The sequence below is a fragment of the Pseudomonas sp. SDO5532_S415 genome, from assembly GCF_054071155.1.
Genome location: NZ_JBSVWS010000004.1, coordinates 35,142 through 53,421, shown reverse-complemented (window position 1 = coordinate 53,421; position 18,280 = coordinate 35,142). Strand labels below are relative to the sequence as shown.

Here is an 18,280-nt window from a genome sequence, read left to right as displayed (position 1 = left end):
CCCCCCTGCCTTCCTTTCCTTCTAATAAGCACCTCTACCGCCCAAGTCACATTGTCGACTTTTTATAACGCCTCCCCAATATATTAACCCGCGACACTAATCTCGTCGTTAGAAGTCGTCAGACAGTATTCAAACCAATAACTTAATCTATTTACTGACGACAGCGCCGCCCTGGCTCTTCAGTTCGTCAGCGCATGGCCATCTTATAAGAACAATAACGCTGCCAGATCAATTTTGGTTCTTGTCTGTCGACACGCAAATGGACGTATTTTGGGGATATCGCATGGTTAACAATCTTCGTATCAATCGAAATACCACTCTCAAAGGATTGACCTTCTGGGGACAGTGGGCATTGGGTCAGGGCTTTGTTGTCGCCCTGTTACTTCTATTGGTTTATAGCCAGACGGGAACAGTAGAGTTTTATTATCGAGTCTGTGCAGCACTTACAGTACTGGCATCTGTGCCAGCTTATACATGGTGTGGTGTTTACGCCAAAAAAGACAACTTCCTTGAAGGGCTGATCAGGCTATTGATGGGTTGGGCAATGACCTTGGCAGCGTTGGCTATTGTCGCCTTCCTGTGCAAGGCCAATGAACTGTTTTCCCGCCAGATCATTCTGGTCTGGGCTGTCGGCAGCTACATTGGGCAGGCACTGCTGTATGTCCCGTTGCAGGGTTTCTCGAAGTACTACCAGCGCTCGCTTCAACGCGAACGGAAAACACTCATCGTGGGTACGGGCGAGCTGGCTATGGGCTTGGCCAACAAACTTCGTTCCCTTGAGCATTTCCCGTTGGTGGGCCTGGTCAGTTCGGACGCCACTCCGCTGCTGGAGATGGGTGCGCCACCTGTCGTAGGTCCGCAGGAGGAACTTCTGGAGTTGATCCAGACCCACGATATCCGCCGCCTGTACATCACGCTGCCCCTGAGTGAAGCAGCACAGATCGAAGCCATGTATGGCGACTTGCTGGATGCCCACGTCGATGTTGTCTGGGTGCCGGACTTGAACAGTCTGACCCTGCTCAATCACTCCGTCAGTGATGTCGACGGCCTTCCGGCGATCCATCTGAATGAAAGCCCGCTGACCAGCCAACCCACCGCCGCACTGAGTAAAAGCCTGCTCGACAAAAGCGTGGCGCTGATGGCCATCATCGTCCTCAGCCCATTGCTGTTGGCGATTGGCCTGGCGGTCAAACTCACTTCCCAGGGGCCGGTGTTTTTCAAGCAGGATCGGCATGGCTGGAACGGCAAGGTGATCCAGGTCTGGAAGTTTCGCTCGATGCGCGTACACGATGACCGCGAGGTGAAACAGGCCAGCCGTAACGACTCGCGGATAACGCCGGTCGGACGTTTTATCCGCCGCACGTCAATCGATGAGTTGCCGCAATTGTTCAATGTCTTGCAAGGCCACATGGCCCTTGTCGGACCTCGTCCACATGCCATTGCTCACAACGATTACTACTCCGGCAAGATTCTCGCCTACATGGCTCGCCATCGAATCAAGCCGGGTATCACCGGGCTGGCTCAAATCAGCGGTTTCCGCGGCGAGACCGACACCCTCGACAAGATGCAGAAGCGCGTCGAAATCGACCTCAAGTACATCAACAACTGGTCGTTGTGGCTGGATCTGAAAATCCTGGTGAAGACACCGTTCACCTTGCTGTCAAAAGACATTTATTGACGGCAGAACACTATTTGATTGTACGCCAGCAGATTAATCAGGGGACGAAGGTCCCCTTTTCGCTTGATCTGGCGTAACTCAAAACCAACAACTCGCCATGTAAGGAAGACTCGGATGATCGCGAGTAAACAATATGCCAACCCCGCCTGGTACCTGATTCACTGCAAAGCCAAGCAGGATGAGCGCGCCGAGGAAAATCTGCAGCGCCAGGGTTATCAATGCTATCGCCCGACCTATCGACGTGAACGTCTCCTTCGGGGCAAGCGACAGACCCTCTGCGAGTCGCTGTTTCCCGGTTACCTGTTTATCCAGCTCAGCCTGCACGACAACTGGGCGCCATTGCGCTCGACGCGTGGTGTATTGAGGACGGTCAGTTTCGGCGGCCAGCCTGTAGCGATTGCTGATGACGTGATTGATCATCTGCAACTGCGCGAGCGCGAACCGTCGGCACAAACGCTGCTGACACAGGGCGACCTGGTGCGGATCAATCAAGGGAGTTTTGCAGAGCTGGAAGCGCTGTTTCTAGCGATGGATGGTGATGAGCGGGTTGTGTTGCTGATGAACTTTTTGCAGCGCGAGCAGCGTATCAACCTGCCGCTGTCGAGCATCACCAGACTGTAGGAACATCAAGGCGCTGTATGGAAGTGGCCGAGCGCAGGCGACTTCTGCACAGCGCCTCGCGCTTCGCATTCCCTTCCGACTGACGAAAAAAAGCGATCTGCAGAGTTTCTCTCCCCTGCAGATCGCCGATTTTTATTCAGTAATCTTCTCAAAGTTGCGATAGAACAGGTCACTGTCACGGCTATCGGTCATTGTGTGCAGCGAATAACTACGATTGAGCCGTGCACCACCGTCCCGGGTCAAAGGTGCCCAAACGATATTGGCGCGACGCATCGTCGACATGCTCATCAACTCGTCGAAAGGGATGGAGATGTAGATTCCCTTGTCGAAACTACCCTCGCCATACTCTTCTTTCGTCGCCGTGGTCAGCGTGACCCAGCCACCGAATCGCACCCCGTTACTGAACTCACGGGACAGGTCGATCGTGGTGCCCCAGTCGCGAGCCAAGTACCGACCAACACTGACGGCCGCCTGGGCTTCGAAAGGCAGGTCGGTGTAGCCAGTGATGTGCCCCGTGACGGTCGAGTAGTCACGCAAACCAAAACCCTGGTCGAAGTTTCGCTGGCGAACGAAGTTCAGGTCTGCGCCAACAGACCAGCGCTGGCCAGCAGGACGAAACAGCACTTCACCGCCGACACCGGCAAACATGGACTCCAGATAGCCCCCATAGACCATGCCATACACGTCTTTATCCAACTGCTTGGCGTGGTTGAGCTGGAACGTTGGCATGGTGACGTCAGAGGTCGTCAGATACTGACGCAAGTCGGTGCGCACTCGAGGTAAACCGCTCGGAGCGTCGTAGGTAAACTTGTCATAGTTATTCAACAAGTTGACGCTCAGCAAACCACTCCACCAGGTATTACGGGTGAAACGATACTCCGCGTCCGCATCGGCAGTGACCTGGTAGAGCAAGCCATCAGGGCCACCGATGTTCTGCTTGTACCCCAGACCCAGTCCATAAGAGAAAGGATCACGCGCCCCGGTGTACAGCGTGGTCTCTGTATGCGGTACGGCGGCGTTGACCTCGGTTGCACGATGCAAGTCTTGCAGCGGCTCTTCGTTTTTGACCACCTCGCGAAAGGTATCGCGGGGCACGCTGGTTTCTTCCAACGGCATGTCGTATCGCTTGTTCACCAAGGTGAACCAATCGATATCGTCGTTGACGCTGTTGTCGAGAATCCGGCTGGCGCGGCCGACAGCTTTAGCCGAATAGAAATAACGGGACTGCTCGCCATACACCAACAATTCAGAGCCACGCTGGGTGATGCGTTCCACTTTATAGCCGGCATTATTTTGCAGGCGTTGGGACACATTGGCCCAATTGACCTGATCCACAGAGGTGACAGGCGCCTTGGCCGGGAGGGGCTCCGCGGGCGGGTCGTAGGTCTTTGCCGGCGACTTGCGGCTGGCAAAGTTGGTGTGCAGCGTGATACCGAACATGGCGGTATTGCCACGCTCCCAGGCAGCGCTGAGATCAATCGAATCTGTCAGCTTGTACACGGCACCGATGTTGATGGGGGAGTCTTGTTTGATGTCGTTGTCACGCGGCTCGTTTTTATAGTCATTGCCTTCATATTCGAGTTTCAGACTGAGGGGTGCCCAAGGTGTTTGGTAAGCGACACCGCCGAACAAGGAAGGCGTTCCTCTAAAATAATTCGCATTGAAGTCGCCCGTCCCTTCGCCGGGTGGACGTGTATCAAAGCGGTCATCGACCCACCCTAGAGGGTTTTCGAAATCGCCTCGATTCCCCATGTACCCCCACGCTACGCCGCCACTGAAGTCAAAGTTGCCAAAGCGTTTGTTGGCAACGAAATATTCACTGGAGAATAACCCTGTACCACCGATGTCCTGGAATCCTAAAGCCACTTGAGGAAGCCAATGACTTTCCTGCCACAAGCGAACTTTGGCATCAACGGCCTTATCCTTGTAGCTTTGATCGCCACTGAGTGACTCGGGGCCGTATGGCCGGTTGGTGATGGCGGTATAACGAAACGAGCCCTCAAGCCATTCAAAGGGCTGTAGCGAAAGGCTATAACGAGTATAGGGTTCAGTACGACTGGCATTGACACTCAGCTCGCCGGCAGGCGCCATGCGCGCAGTGGGTGTTTGTAATAAGCCCACGCCACCGAAATCATTCTGGGTATAACGCGGTTCTCCATGAGCCAAACCACAAGGCAACAACAGGACCGCTGCAAAACGTAACTTCAAGGGGCCACCTCAGCCACAGGTTGAGTGGCGAGGAATTCGGCCAACTGCTGATTGAGTTCAGGTGTAGGCGGATCAAGGTCATCGCTATTGATCGGCACCAGGATTTTGCTGCCGGCGGCGGGCCAGTGCCCTTCTTCCCGATTCCACAAGGCAATGCCTATCCGTTGCGTGTGACCATCGGGCTGGATAATCCACAGGTAATCCATCTCGGCTTCGGTGGAGGGTGGGCAGGATTGCAGATAATCACGTGCCTCTTGCATTGCGCGATAAGGCAGCCGGCAAGGTTTCGCGACCGCGCCCAACACTTCCACAGCATCGGGGCGAGATGGATAGACAAGTTGGTCGCCGTCATCGATACGAGCGTTGAGGGCAAACCCGACCTCGACGGCAACAGGGTCAAGCACGGCAACCTGGCGACCCGTAACCGGTAATTGCCCAATCTCTTCAAAGAGCTGGTCGGCCAACGCCGCCCGGGCAGGCTTGCCAAACAGCAAGGCGCCACGCTGCAGTACTTTCAGATCAAACAATACCCCGACTTTCAGCCGGCGTTGCTCTTCCAGCAAAGGCTGGCGCAACCAGGCGGCACCCAACCAGTAACTTTCAGCATTGGGTTGCGCAGCAGTAATAACATCCAGCAAACGGGCTCCCGGCTGGATCTTGAATTGGCCAGGAGTGCGAACGTCACCACTGACCGTGACGTCGGCATGGCTCAGACCTGAGCCCGCTAATAACAAGCCGGCAAACACTATGTTCAGAGGCTTCAATGAGTAACTCCCTGTTCAGAACGCAACTGAATGACCTTCAGGGAAATTTGCGGCGTTATATGCTGCTCGCTCTGAATGACGAAACCATCCTGTGGCCTGACCCAGTAACGATTGACTGCATGGAAATCTATTTGAGGCGCATCAATGCGCTCATCAACACGGAGCAAGGCATACGTCTTGTCCATCACTTTGACGTCCTCGATGCCTTCCTGGGTAAACCGGCTGGTCACGGCAATCCCGACGCGGTAGCCGTCATAGATATCGATCCAGCGGGTGCTGCTAAAGCTCTCGGGCAGCCGGTGCAGCCCACGCTTGAACGGCGACTCGCCCTCCCAGCGGGTACCATCGAGATTGATACCAAGCCCGACACTGCGCACGATCAAACCATCGCGCATCAACAACACCTGCTTGCCGGATGCAACCCAGAATTGCAGGTCGCCACGCTGGCGAATCATCGCCATCACGCCCTCACTGGAGGACGTGGTGACTTTGATCTGAGGAAAGGGAACAGCGTCCACTTGAGCCTGGGTCAACTCCAGAGAGTCGGGCCCCACAGTGGCCGCTTTAAGGGTATCGAAAGAGGCTTTCATCAGTGGGTTACACCCACACAGCATGAAAGCCATCGCCAGGAGGGCGCTCTTACGCATAATTATCACGCTGAAATGGGCCTTATCTGTTGCTGGCTTCGCTCAAGTTGTTCTGTGTCGCAGCACCGATACCGATGATGGACGCAGAAGGCACCAACTGGCTGATAAAGCGATTCCAGCGGGTAACGTTGGCAGGCCCGACATAGACCACATCCTGTGCTTGCACATCAAAACGCGTGGCCAACGCCATGGCGGAAGGTGATTCGGCTTCCAATTGAAAAATCTTCGCCGGTTCCTTATCGAGGTTTTCAACACCCCGGATCACATAAACGGCATTGCCATTGGAGGTCGCCTGATTCAAGCCACCCACCGTCCCCAACACATCGGACAGGTTCATGGTTTTGGTTTTGAAGCTCAGGGCCCGGGGCTGGGTAACTTCACCCATGACATAGATCCGCTTGCGATCGTTGTAAGGCAGATACAACTGGTCACCCGCCTTGAGATACACATTCGGCAACTGGGAGTTGTTCTGACGATTCAGCGCATCCAGATCCAACTTATATTCGCGACCATCACGGGTAAGGGTCAGGTTCGAAAGGTCAGCGTTCAAAGGATCGATTCCGGCGGCCCCCACAGCCTCCACAACACTCAGTTGCGTTGTGGTGAGTGGCTGCTGCCCTGCCCTTAAGACCGCACCGGAAACCACGATTTTCTGACTGGCGAACCGCAACACACTGACATCTACCTGAGGGCTTTCAACAAACTGCGACAAACGACTTGAAATATAGGCACGCAGCTCTTCGATCGTTTTGCCTGCAGCAGGAATATTGCCAACGTAGGGGTAAAAAAGATTGCCGTCCGGGCGAACAAGACGCCCGTTAGCATCGATTTGCTGTTGTGGTCCCGAAGGCGCCGTCAACTCTGGATGGTCCCAAACGGTGATAAACAGCAAGTCGTTGGCACCAATCCGGTAACTTCCAGGTGAGTAGCTCAAAAGCTCTGAGGGAATGGTTTCGCCCACCTGAGTGGCCGAGTTCATGGCAATCAACTTAGGCGTGATGGGGATCAGCTCAACACGACTGCTCTCAGGTGTCCCATCACGAACGATTTGACTAGTGTCCATATGTTGACCGGGGGAAAACATACAGCCTTGCAGAGTAATACTTGCCAGTATGGCAACAGAAAAATTACGAATCATATTGACACTACGCTAGTTGAGAGCATACCCAAAAAAACAAGGCCACCCAGGCAACCCTGTGTGACCTTGTCCAAAACGCTACTACAATTTCAATTAGTCGTCCCGGTAGTACCGGTGGTACCACCAGTCCCACCAGTACCGCCATTGGAACTTCCGCCACTGTTAGATGCAGCTACCACGCCGGCGACCACTGCAGCGCCGACCAGCAAGCTTGTACCGACAGTGACTGAACCCACCAACGGAGTGCTCAGTGTCAGCGGTTCTTCTGCCGCTATTACTGAGGTACTCAAGATAGTCAACAACGAGATAGCAAATAGCTTTTTCATATCAGACTCCTAATTTTAGATACAGGGTTTGATACTAAGTACCAAAACGAAAGAGTGAGCAGACGCCGACAAATACAACCATCGAACGACTGCGACGCCCCTCCTTTTTTCCTTCTGTAGATCATCTCACCGAAAGATCATTGATACCAGTGATCGCGTCGAGCTCAATCAGTCGCGCAGAGCGAAGGTTAGTTTCAAAAACCAACGTTATCTCTCTTTTCTCCATAAAACTCAGCGATTTAGCAGCGGCTTTGTTACGTTTCACTAGAATATAACAGTCGAGTGTCGAGCGTAATGTTAATAAATGTCAGATTCAGGAACCGTGAAAACCCCCAGCATCATCATTAAATGCAAAACTAAAAAAAACACCACCTTCCAATGGGTCGACCGGCGAACAGCCGAGATAAATCTTATAGACATCAGCTAGCACTTCCAAAGATAAACAGCAATGTTATATTCATGATAAGAAACAGTTATCTATATTGTTGTTGTTATTTTTGGTCAGCAAAAATAATGACATACCGAAAAAAAACATGTTAGAAATTAAGAGCATCGAAATTATATAAAGAATACTTTCCAAAGAGCATGACAAATGCCTCCGGGCACGTAAAATCTTTGGCCACACAAGTTAAAAGCAAAGATAACATTGTGAGCAGTAATTTTAACAACCGTCGTTAGAAACTGAAGCCCCGAATAGACGTAGGGGTTTCCTATAACATCGGATTAATAGCTTGGAGCACCCGACAGCTCCAGAGAGTTTTCAGGATTAATACTCTAGATCCTGGGGCGGTAGCATTCCTTTTTTTGAATTTATTCATATGCCCGCGCCCCACCTATACCCAAGCGCGACCTAAGTGACTGCGCCGATTGCGCCGATTGCGCCGACTCAAACCATGACTCACTTCAGCAGAGTAGCGATATGATTCCTATTATTTTATCCGGCGGGACAGGATCTCGCTTATGGCCCCTCTCTCGTCAACTGCGCCCAAAACAATTTCTTCCTTTGGCCAATGAAACATTCTCGATGCTGCAAGCGACTATCCAACGACTTGACGGATTAGACCTGCAAGCACCACAGCTCATCTGCAATGAAGCACATCGTTTCCTGGCAGCAGAACAACTGCTCAAACTCGGGATAGAAGACTTTCGCATTTTGCTTGAACCTGTTGGACGGAACACAGCCCCTGCAATAGCGATTGCGGCCATACAAGCTGTCGCTACGAACACCGACCCCATCTTATTGGTACTTGCAGCGGACCACCTGATCGAAGACATTACAGAGTTCCATGCAAGTGTGAAGGCAGCTATCCCACTGGCTGAAGAAGGCAAGCTTGTAACTTTCGGCGTGGTGCCTAAAACACCAGAAACGGGATACGGTTATCTCGAAATAGGCGAAAAAATTGGTGAAAAAGGGTATCGAGTAAAACGTTTCATTGAAAAGCCGGACGCGACCACCGCCAAAAATTACATCGAAAGCCAACGGTATCTTTGGAACAGCGGAATGTTTATGTTCAAGGCCAGCCGTTATCTTGAGGAACTGGCAAAGTACCGTCCTGAAATTTTATCCATCTGCCAATCCGCACTGAGCCGCGGTTCCAAAGATATGTATTTCACTCGTGTAGATAGTGAAATCTTTGCAAACTGCGCCGATGAATCCATTGATTATGCCGTAATGGAAAATACCACCGAGGCCGTACTGGTCCCATTGGATGCAGGTTGGAGTGATGTGGGCTCCTGGAACGCTTTGTCGAAGGTTTCAACCAAGGATGAGGCAGGCAATACCCGTAAAGGGGACGTATTGATGGAAGGAACACTGAATACCTACATCCATGCCAGTAATCGCCTGGTAGCAACGTTAGGCATTCAGGATCTCGTCATCGTAGAAACGAAAGACGCAGTGTTGGTGGCTCACAAATCGCACGAGCAGGACATCAAAAAACTGGTTGAACAACTGAAACACTCAGGACGGCATGAACACATTAATCATCGAGAAGTTTATCGTCCATGGGGAATGTACGACTCTATAGATAACGGCCCTCGCTACCAGGTAAAACGCATTACCGTACAACCTGGCGCAAAACTCTCAGTTCAGATGCATCATCATCGGGCAGAACATTGGATTGTTGTGAGTGGCACCGCGAAGGTTACAAACGGTGAAAAAACTTACCTCGTCGCCGAAAACGAATCAACCTATATCCCTATCGGCCAAATTCATGCCTTAGAAAATCCAGGTGTGATTCCGCTCGAGTTAATTGAGGTACAGTCCGGCTCATATCTTGGGGAGGACGACATTGTCCGCTTTGAAGATAAGTACGGCAGAGCTTAGCTTTCACACGATTGCGTATCTATCTAAGGTTTTTAGAACACACCCGACATCTAAGCGTACCCGATCCGATAACCATCCAGGATGAGAGGCGAAAGCTGCCTTGTTTAAAAGTATTTTGATCGTCTGCACCGGCAATATTTGTCGAAGCCCCATGGCTGAAATAATGTTTGCGCAGCTTTTAGAGGAAACTGATATAAAAATCAGTTCTGCCGGTTTAGGCGCGCTGGTCGACCACCCTCTTGAATCAACTGCGTTAGCTGTGTTGGCGCAACACGGTAAAACGCCTCCGGTCCATAAAGCGCGTCAATTAACCCCTGCGATGTTAGGGGATGCAGATCTTGTGCTGGTTATGGAAAAACGTCAGTTATCCAGTGTACTCCAACTGTCTTCCGAAGCTCGCGGAAAGGTCTTTCTGCTGGGCAAATGGCAAGATGAACGTGAGATACCAGACCCCTATCGCCAGGGACGGGCTGCATTTGAACATGCACATGCCTTGATAAAAGAGGCGGTACAAGCGTGGGCCACACGATTAACTCCGTGAAGTCCTCCTTCCCATACCAATATCATATAGAAGTCCATACATGCAGCAGCCGCCAATAAATACCGTTACCCAAAATGAAAGCGAAGAAATTGATTTGCTTGATTTGTTAGGCACCCTGATAGACTACAAATTCGTTATCGCTGGAATCACCAGTGTATTTATGATTGGCGGATTAGCCTATGCAATATTGGCCGCGCCTGTTTTCAGGGCAAATGCCATCATCCAGGTAGAACCCAAGAAAAATGATGTGCTCGGGTTCAATGATATGAGCAGCCTCTTGGGTGGAGAGTCACCTTCCGGAACCGAGATTGAACTTATCAAATCCCGATCCGTTCTGGGAAAAGCAATCGACAACTTAAAACTAGACATCCTGAGTGAACCTAACTACTTCCCTGTTTTTGGCAGATTCATTGCAAAAAAATATACGGGAGACACCCCCGATTCTATCGCCAAACCTTGGTTTGGTATGAATGGATATAATTGGGGGGGAGAATCGCTAACAGTTTTTAAGCTCGATGTGCCCCCGCGCTTGCTTGGAGAAGAACTTACACTGACATCAAAAGAGAAAGGTAACTACGATCTATTTGATGAGGACGGTAATCTTCTGGTGAGTGGACACGTTGGAACCAAAACAGAAAGCAATGGGATCGAAATCCTGGTTTCTGAGTTGCGTGCTAACCCGGGTGCTACTTTCTCTGTAATGCGTGAACCGCGCCTGAACAGTATTAAAGACTATCAGGAAGCTCTAGATGTGAGCGAGCGCGGCAAAGACTCAGGCATTTTAGGGCTAGCCCTGGAAAGTACCGACCCGAAAAAAGCAGTCAAAACATTGAACGAGATCGCACGGCTGTATGTGCGTCAGAATGTCGAACGTACTTCCGCGGAAGCTGCAGCCAGTCTTGATTTTCTAAAACAACAGCTACCTCAGGTACGTAAAGATCTAGAGGAAGCGGAAGACGCGCTCAATAAATATCAGACTCGCAGCAAATCCATTGATATCAGTCTGGAAACCAAAGCCATCCTGGACCAGATCGTTGCGCTTGATACAAGTATTTCGGAACTGAAGCTTCAACAAGCGGAGATGGACAGAAAGTTCACTGCCCAACACCCTGCTTATAGAGCGTTACTTTCAAAAATTGATGAGTTGAGCAGCAAACAAAGCGGGCTTTCCAAGAGAGTCGAAAGCCTTCCCGCAACCCAACAAGAGTTGTTGAGTCTCACTCGAGATGTACAAGTCAGTACGGAAATATATACCCAATTACTGAACCGATCCCAAGAGCTAGATATTGTTCGTGCCGGCTCCGTAGGCAACGTACATATAGTAGACGATGCAGATGTTGATCTGAGAGAGCCTGTCCGCCCCAAAAAAGCTCTTGTAGTACTCATGGCGACTCTATTGGGCGGGTTCCTTTCGATTATATTCGTAATGCTTCGCCGGGCAATCAACCGAGGGATTGAGAGTGCGGAAATGATTGAGCAGTTGGGATTGCCTGTATACGCGTCTGTTCCCTTCAGCACGTTACAAAAATCAGCAGAGACCAGCTCTAAAAAGACAAAGGCAGAATTCGCTCAGATACTTGCTATAAGTCAGCCCACGGATCTGGCGGTTGAGGCGGTCCGAAGCCTGCGCACCAGTCTGCACTTCGCCATGCTGGAGGCCAAAAATAACCGTCTTATGATCTCTGGCCCCAGTCCGTCTGTGGGCAAAACTTTTGTCTCCTCCAACCTCGCCGCCCTGATCGCACAGTCTGGGAAACGTGTGTTGATTGTTGATGTTGATATGCGCAAGGGATATCTCCACAAGTCCTTCGGCAAACCAGCGGAAAAAGGTCTATCCGATATTCTTACCTCGCGTTGCAGTTTAAACAGTGCGCTTCATGAGACCGAAGTGCCAAACCTGTTCTTGATTAGCCGCGGGCAAACCCCACCGAATCCCGCAGAGCTCCTGATGCACAAGAACTTCACCAACTTCCTTGAAGAAGCCAGTGAACAATTCGATCTTGTCATTCTCGACACGCCACCCATCTTGGCGGTGACGGACGCCGCTATCGTCGGGCGCCACTCAGGAACGTCGATGATTGTTACACGATTTGGGATGAATCCGGTCGGCGAAATAAAACTTACCATCCGGCGATTCGCACAAAATGGAGTCGTCTTAAAGGGTGCGATTCTTAACTATGTAGAAAAACGAGCGACATCAAAAACTGGTTACAACTCGTATGGCTACTATCAATATTCCTATGTAACTGACAAAAAATAAATTCAGTTTCACCTGACTTATCCCTCACAAAACATTAATCGCCGCTACGCCAAATCGGCGTACGGCGAACCACGCCTGCCATTTGATTCTCTGGTGTACAACAGTATTCCACGCAAGGCTTGTGGCCTGATAAATCTCAATCTTATCCCCTTACGGTGAATAATATGAAAGTTACTGTTTTTGGCACCGGTTACGTCGGACTAGTACAGGGAGCCGTTCTCGCCGACGCCGGACACAACGTCATATGCATTGATGTTGACGCAAAGAAAATTGAACGTTTAAAACAAGGAATCATCCCAATATTCGAGCCAGGACTAGAAGAATTAGTTAAGAAGAATTTCAACGCGGGTACCCTCCAATTTTCGACGGATGCCGCACTCGGGGTAAGTCACGGAACCATTCAGTTCATCGCGGTTGGCACGCCTCCCGACGAGGATGGATCGGCAGATTTGAAACATGTGCTCGCTGTAGCCGAAACCATTGCCGAGAACATGGTTGAACACCGCATCATAGTAGATAAATCCACAGTCCCCGTAGGCACTGCACAACGCGTAAGTGACCGAATCTCGGAAGTGCTCGCTCGGCGCGACGTGAAAATTTCATATGATGTAATCTCCAATCCGGAATTTCTAAAAGAAGGTTCGGCAGTAAATGATTGCATGCGCCCTGACCGTATTATTATCGGAACAGAAAGCGAAAAATCCGAAGAGCTAATGCGCGAGCTTTATGCCCCCTTCAACCGCAACCATGAAAAAATAATAGTAATGGATGTGCGTAGCGCAGAACTGACAAAGTATGCGGCAAACTGCATGCTTGCAACGAAAATCAGTTTCATGAACGAAATTGCGAACTTGGCTGAAATGCTCGGGGCTGATGTCGAAATGGTCCGCAAAGGTATTGGCGCGGATCCACGAATTGGATATCACTTCATTTACCCAGGCGTAGGCTATGGTGGCTCCTGCTTTCCAAAAGATGTTCAGGCTTTGATAAAGACAGCCACATCTATTGACTACGACGCAAAGGTTTTGAAAGCTGTTGAAAATAGAAACAACGAACAGAAAACCACTCTATTCTCGAAAATTCATAAGCATTTCAAAGGTGATCTGTATGGCAAAACATTTGCCTTGTGGGGGCTGAGTTTCAAACCCAACACCGATGATATGCGTGAAGCACCGAGCCGAGTGATTATGGAAGCACTCTGGGCTGCGGGCGCAAAGATCCAGGCTTTTGATCCCGAAGCAATGGAAGAAACACAACGGATTTATGGTGATGTTGATAGCTTGACACTTTGTGGCACCAAGGAAAGTGCTTTAAAGCAATCAGATGCGCTGATTATCGTTACTGAATGGCAAAACTTCCGGGCTCCCGATTTTGACATGATCAAATCTCAATTGAAAAACCCGGTTATTTTTGATGGCCGTAACTTATTCGACCCTAAAGCAATGAAAAACAAAGAATTGACTTACTATTCCGTAGGGCGAGCTTGATGAAAATTCTAGTAACCGGTGTCGCCGGCTTCATTGGGTATCATGTTACGAAAGAACTGATTGCTCAGAACCACGTGGTCTATGGTATTGACAACCTCAATGACTATTACGACCCACAACTGAAAAAAGACAGGCTCGTTGACTTACAACAGCACTGCGAAACGCTTGAAAAAAGCAATAATTTCAAATTTGAACTAATGGACCTGGTGGACTCGCCGGCCATCAACTCATTATTTGCAAATAATAATTTTGATCGAGTTATACATCTTGCAGCTCAAGCGGGAGTGCGTTACTCGATAGAAAACCCAAAAGCCTATATTGACTCGAACATTGTGGGCTTTATAAATATCCTTGAAGCATGCAGAGCACAAAATACACCACACTTAGTCTATGCCTCATCCAGCTCTGTTTACGGAATGAACAACAAAATTCCGTTTTCAACTACTGATTACACAGACAACCCCATTAGTTTGTATGCCGCCACAAAGAAATCAAATGAAATAATGGCGCATTCCTATAGCCACCTTTTCGATATACCGACAACTGGTTTACGCTTCTTCACCGTATATGGTCCATGGGGTAGACCAGACATGGCATATTTCTCCTTCAGCAAAGCAATCTGCATGGGCGAGCCAATTAAAGTATTTAATAAAGGTAAAATGGAGCGTGATTTCACCTATATAGACGACATCGTCAACGGCATCGTTAAGGTCATGGATAAAATTCCGGCCGCGCAACCTAATACCAAAACACAATCCACTGCCAGATACAAAATATACAACATAGGAAATAACAATCCGATTACCTTGGAGAAGTTCATTTCCTCTATTGAGAACGCGCTGGGAAAAAAAGCGATAAAAAAAGAACTTCCAATGCAACCTGGAGATGTACCTCGTACTTATGCTGATGTAGACGACTTGATCAAGGATGTAGGTTTCAAACCTTCAACAACAATAGAAACTGGAATGGCAAAATTTGCTGATTGGTACTTGAAATATAGCACCGAAGAAAAGAGTAGCAACAATGAAAACTAGGAGCCTGATAAAATCCGACATCATTGCAGTCTATAGTACAATTAGTTTAAAAAGTCTTATTAAATCATTTTTCAATCCAAGTATTCACGCATGCGTGCTAACACGATTAGTACGCAGCAAAAACAAGGTATTCAGTGCCATTATCAGAAACTTGCTGATCTCGAAGCACTCAATCGATATCAGTTCAACCGCCATTATTGGTCCTGCCTTGAGACTTCCCCACCCGGTTGGAATAGTAATTGGAGACAATGCTGTTTTGCATGGCAACATTACAATATACCAGAACAGCACCATTGGCTCAAAAAACGGCTACCCCGAAATTGGTAATAACACAATCATTTACCCCAATAGCGTCATTGTCGGACCGATTAACGTTGGTGAGCATTGCGTCATCGGTGCTGGTTCCTTTTTAGACAAAAGCCTTACTGCTAACACTGTCTTTCATAGATAGTAAAAGCACGTCAGGCGCGGTAAACCGAAAATTGAGGGAACAATGATTAAGCACAGTGCAGCGTGGATGATGATGGGAAATGGTATCTATGCCATTAGCCAAGCCGTGATCTTGGCTATTCTGGCAAGGCTGGTTAATGTCGAAGCGGTTGGAATGTTCAGCTTTGCTTTGGCGATAACTGCTCCCATTATGTTACTGTCCAATATAGGTCTGCGCACTCAGATCATTACCGACACGCAGAACTCATACTCGCTTAGTCAGTATCAAAAACTTCGTCGGCTCTGTAGTGCCGTTGGTGCCAGTCTCTGCGTTGCTATCGCTGCAGTCATGTCATCAACAACAGAACTCATCATTGTCGTCATCCTGGTAGCCTTCTCAAAATCCGCGGAAAACCAATCCGAACTGTTTTATGGCGTCCTGCAAAAGCAATACAAGCACCGCATCGTTGCGATTTCGCTGGCCATCAGAGGCATCCTGGGTGCTGCAAGTCTTGCAGCGGGAACCTATTATTCAGGAAGTATAATCACAGGCGTTATTTGCTACACGATTACCTGGTGGGTAGTTTGCATATTTTATGATAAAAAATGGACAAGCCGAAACATCACTAGCACTGGTAATACTGAACATACTCGATACGCAGATCTCATGCCACTTGTGTATGCAGGTCTGCCACTAGGTATCTCCGCACTACTTATAAACCTGAGCATCGGAATCCCACGAATTTTTATCGGCCAATCTGATGGCATGCATGCAATTGGCATATACTCCATCATGGCCTTTATAGTGCAAACCGGAAGTCTGGTTATCAACTCTACCGGACAGGCCATTCTTCCAAAGCTTGCAGTACAATTTAGCCAGAAAGACACTAAAGCATTCCTAACCCTGACAATCAAAGCTTCGCTTGTTGTACTACTCTTGAGTGCTTTCGGTACGCTGGGGTCATTTTTCTTCGCCGACTATTTTTTAGACTTGGCTTTCGGCAGCGAAGTATCCAGCAATGCATATTTACTAACCTTGATGTTCGCTATCTCACCAGTTCAATACCTTACCAGCTTACTGGGATACGCCATCTCTTCTACGAAACGTAATATATCTCTGGTTACCGTACAAGCACTGGCATCTTTATCAGCGTTGATTGCATCGTTTATTTTGATTCCGCTGTATGGCTTGCAAGGTGTCGTAGCCGCTACATTATTTGCAAATAGCGTAGCATTATCGGGATATATCATAACGCTGATAACCGCTCTTAAATCTGAATCCCCGAAAACCTCACAACAACTTTCCGAACAAACCAAATGAACAGAATATCTTCCTCAACCATATCGTTCATTTGCTGTGCAAGTGTCGCTTTCATACTGATAATTATATTCGGCGAATCAGCCATCGGAATCCCCTTGGCTGTGGGCGTATTAACATCCTCTGTGTTCCTCAAGGATACCGTCGACTGGGCTCGTGCGCGGTTGGATAGTTTTGACCCTGGCGCCATTCTTGGTCTAGCAGGCCTGATGTATTTCCTTATCAGCCCGGTTTCCCAAGTCTCGTGGGACTTCTGGCCATATTTACCAGCCCTGACTAGCGATTCGAACTGGATTTCGTTTTGGTCTGTGTTAAACCTGTTCGGCGCTCTAACTTATAAGTTTTTCTCGCGAGTAAAAATAAAACGCAATAGCCCGACATACGTAACACCAGCTACATTCAATCATAAAAGATTTATATTTTTATCTTTAGCGCTTCTAGCAATATGCGCTATTTGTCAACTCTACATATATGCAAGTTTTGGCGGCATTCTCGGATTTATTGCTACGTTTACCGCAAGACAAGCCGCGGGAATTGAGGACGAAGATCCTTTCGCCGGCATGGGCATGCTTATGCTTGTCGCCGAGAGCTTTAAATTTCTTATAGCCATGTTTGTAATATATTGCATAAAAGATAAAAAATGGGCAAAGAGTAACTACTGCTTTGCAATGATTATGACTGGCTTGTTGATAACCTTCATTCTATTTGGAGGGTTACGGGGCAGCAGGAGCAGCACTCTATTTTCCTTGGTATTTGCGGCAGGCATGTACCATTTCTGGATCAGGAAACTACCAGTTAAAATGTTATTGGTGGGTGTTGCTTTTTCGCTAGCGTTTGCAACCTCCTATTATTGGTACAAAATCGCAGGTGCGGATGGACTGAGTGCCATTGTGGACACCAGTGCCCGTCAAAGTTTCCACAGCAGTCGTCAAAACGTCGACCAATACCTGGTAGTGAGAGACCTAGGGCGAATGGATATGCAAACCTTAGCTCTTAAAAAAATCGTATCGGGCGAACAACCCCTGTCCTTTGGCAGGACCTATTTGGTTAGTATCATTTCAAGCATACCAAAATCAATTTTGCCTTATATACCAGACCAAATAACTAAAGAAAAAACAGAACTTATTCACGGTCGCGGCAGTTATCAACGCGGTGAAGCCAGGCAGACCACGCTTGTACTTGGGCAGTTTGGCGAGTCACTCGTTAACTTTGGCATTCCCGGCATTTTTATATTTTATGCAGCGCTAGGCCTGTTTGTCGGAAAAATCAGAAGCCTGATAAAGCACTTACCTGATCGCGATATTAGATTGCTGTTAATCCCTGTGACATGTTTGATACCCCTGCTAATGATTGGCACCGACATGAATGTGCTTTTAATGCAGCTTGTTCGCTATTTGACAATACCGTTAATCCTTATAACTTTATGCCTGAAAATAAGGAAAAACAATAACGCTCCCTCCTCTATCAGCCTGCCTGCTCCTCTGGGCCATGTTGGATAGAACT

At 48.9% G+C, this 18,280-nt stretch carries 15 protein-coding genes; 10 read left to right on the top strand and 5 right to left on the bottom strand.

Going from position 1 to position 18,280, the window contains the following annotated elements; translation table 11 throughout:
- Positions 1 to 283: 283 nt before the first annotated feature.
- Both ACW9HW_RS02975 and rfaH read left to right on the top strand, forming a co-directional pair.
- Positions 284 to 1,678: an undecaprenyl-phosphate glucose phosphotransferase gene (locus ACW9HW_RS02975; RefSeq protein WP_457398308.1), complete on the top strand. Its 1,395-nt coding sequence runs from the start codon at positions 284 to 286 to the stop codon at positions 1,676 to 1,678.
- A 114-nt stretch (positions 1,679 to 1,792) separates the two neighbouring features.
- Entirely contained in the window at positions 1,793 to 2,299 is a 507-nt protein-coding gene (gene rfaH, locus ACW9HW_RS02970; protein WP_095196958.1) for a transcription/translation regulatory transformer protein RfaH, read from the top strand.
- Positions 2,300 to 2,431: 132 nt separating this feature from the next.
- On the opposite strand, the gene ACW9HW_RS02965 is transcribed toward rfaH, so the two are convergent.
- From ACW9HW_RS02965 to ACW9HW_RS02945, 5 genes are all read right to left on the bottom strand, one after another.
- Positions 2,432 to 4,507, bottom strand: a complete 2,076-nt coding sequence (locus ACW9HW_RS02965; protein ID WP_457398212.1) for a YjbH domain-containing protein — start codon at positions 4,505 to 4,507, stop codon at positions 2,432 to 2,434.
- Positions 4,504 to 5,271: a capsule biosynthesis GfcC family protein gene (locus ACW9HW_RS02960; protein WP_457398210.1), complete on the bottom strand. Its 768-nt coding sequence runs from the start codon at positions 5,269 to 5,271 to the stop codon at positions 4,504 to 4,506. The genes ACW9HW_RS02965 and ACW9HW_RS02960 overlap by 4 nt, the downstream gene beginning before the upstream one ends.
- Complete coding sequence (locus ACW9HW_RS02955; protein WP_371917553.1) at positions 5,268 to 5,927, bottom strand: YjbF family lipoprotein; 660 nt, start codon at positions 5,925 to 5,927, stop codon at positions 5,268 to 5,270. Before ACW9HW_RS02955 ends, ACW9HW_RS02960 begins: the two co-directional genes overlap by 4 nt.
- Positions 5,928 to 5,940: 13 nt before the next feature.
- Positions 5,941 to 7,056: a polysaccharide biosynthesis/export family protein gene (locus ACW9HW_RS02950; RefSeq protein ID WP_207263893.1), complete on the bottom strand. Its 1,116-nt coding sequence runs from the start codon at positions 7,054 to 7,056 to the stop codon at positions 5,941 to 5,943.
- Positions 7,057 to 7,145: 89 nt separating this feature from the next.
- Complete coding sequence (locus tag ACW9HW_RS02945; protein WP_095196962.1) at positions 7,146 to 7,382, bottom strand: hypothetical protein; 237 nt, start codon at positions 7,380 to 7,382, stop codon at positions 7,146 to 7,148.
- Between the two features lie 919 nt (positions 7,383 to 8,301).
- On the opposite strand from ACW9HW_RS02945, the gene ACW9HW_RS02940 reads away from it, so the two are divergent.
- The 8 genes from ACW9HW_RS02940 to ACW9HW_RS02905 all read left to right on the top strand — a co-directional run bounded on the left by ACW9HW_RS02940 (position 8,302) and on the right by ACW9HW_RS02905 (position 18,276).
- Positions 8,302 to 9,708: a mannose-1-phosphate guanylyltransferase/mannose-6-phosphate isomerase gene (locus ACW9HW_RS02940; RefSeq protein WP_095196963.1), complete on the top strand. Its 1,407-nt coding sequence runs from the start codon at positions 8,302 to 8,304 to the stop codon at positions 9,706 to 9,708.
- Between the two features lie 100 nt (positions 9,709 to 9,808).
- Positions 9,809 to 10,249, top strand: a complete 441-nt coding sequence (locus ACW9HW_RS02935; protein WP_095196964.1) for a low molecular weight protein-tyrosine-phosphatase — start codon at positions 9,809 to 9,811, stop codon at positions 10,247 to 10,249.
- Between the two features lie 40 nt (positions 10,250 to 10,289).
- Positions 10,290 to 12,509 (top strand): polysaccharide biosynthesis tyrosine autokinase, encoded by a 2,220-nt coding sequence (locus ACW9HW_RS02930; RefSeq protein WP_457398204.1) that lies wholly within the window; start codon positions 10,290 to 10,292, stop codon positions 12,507 to 12,509.
- A gap of 164 nt (positions 12,510 to 12,673) precedes the next feature.
- Positions 12,674 to 13,996 (top strand): UDP-glucose dehydrogenase family protein, encoded by a 1,323-nt coding sequence (locus tag ACW9HW_RS02925; protein ID WP_095196966.1) that lies wholly within the window; start codon positions 12,674 to 12,676, stop codon positions 13,994 to 13,996.
- Complete coding sequence (locus ACW9HW_RS02920) at positions 13,996 to 15,030, top strand: NAD-dependent epimerase (protein WP_457398197.1); 1,035 nt, start codon at positions 13,996 to 13,998, stop codon at positions 15,028 to 15,030. The genes ACW9HW_RS02925 and ACW9HW_RS02920 overlap by 1 nt, the downstream gene beginning before the upstream one ends.
- Positions 15,020 to 15,481, top strand: coding sequence for a serine O-acetyltransferase (locus ACW9HW_RS02915; RefSeq protein WP_457398195.1), 462 nt, complete (start codon positions 15,020 to 15,022; stop codon positions 15,479 to 15,481). The genes ACW9HW_RS02920 and ACW9HW_RS02915 overlap by 11 nt, the downstream gene beginning before the upstream one ends.
- 42 nt (positions 15,482 to 15,523) lie before the next feature.
- Entirely contained in the window at positions 15,524 to 16,780 is a 1,257-nt protein-coding gene (locus ACW9HW_RS02910) for a lipopolysaccharide biosynthesis protein (RefSeq protein ID WP_095196969.1), read from the top strand.
- 95 nt (positions 16,781 to 16,875) lie between these two features.
- On the top strand, positions 16,876 to 18,276 hold the full coding sequence (locus ACW9HW_RS02905) for a hypothetical protein (RefSeq protein ID WP_457398193.1): 1,401 nt from the start codon (positions 16,876 to 16,878) through the stop codon (positions 18,274 to 18,276).
- The last annotated feature ends 4 nt before the right edge of the window (positions 18,277 to 18,280 follow it).

What these genes read in the sequence shown, in the direction of transcription:
- ACW9HW_RS02910 (WP_095196969.1), top strand. Translation starts at nt 15,524, where the DNA reads ATGATTAAGCACAGTGCAGCGTGGATGATGATGGGAAATGGTATCTAT.
- ACW9HW_RS02950 (WP_207263893.1), bottom strand. Translation starts at nt 7,056, where the DNA reads ATGATTCGTAATTTTTCTGTTGCCATACTGGCAAGTATTACTCTGCAA.
- ACW9HW_RS02940 (WP_095196963.1), top strand. Translation starts at nt 8,302, where the DNA reads ATGATTCCTATTATTTTATCCGGCGGGACAGGATCTCGCTTATGGCCC.
- ACW9HW_RS02945 (WP_095196962.1), bottom strand. Translation starts at nt 7,382, where the DNA reads ATGAAAAAGCTATTTGCTATCTCGTTGTTGACTATCTTGAGTACCTCA.
- ACW9HW_RS02915 (WP_457398195.1), top strand. Translation starts at nt 15,020, where the DNA reads ATGAAAACTAGGAGCCTGATAAAATCCGACATCATTGCAGTCTATAGT.
- ACW9HW_RS02920 (WP_457398197.1), top strand. Translation starts at nt 13,996, where the DNA reads ATGAAAATTCTAGTAACCGGTGTCGCCGGCTTCATTGGGTATCATGTT.
- rfaH (WP_095196958.1), top strand. Translation starts at nt 1,793, where the DNA reads ATGATCGCGAGTAAACAATATGCCAACCCCGCCTGGTACCTGATTCAC.
- ACW9HW_RS02925 (WP_095196966.1), top strand. Translation starts at nt 12,674, where the DNA reads ATGAAAGTTACTGTTTTTGGCACCGGTTACGTCGGACTAGTACAGGGA.
- ACW9HW_RS02930 (WP_457398204.1), top strand. Translation starts at nt 10,290, where the DNA reads ATGCAGCAGCCGCCAATAAATACCGTTACCCAAAATGAAAGCGAAGAA.
- ACW9HW_RS02975 (WP_457398308.1), top strand. Translation starts at nt 284, where the DNA reads ATGGTTAACAATCTTCGTATCAATCGAAATACCACTCTCAAAGGATTG.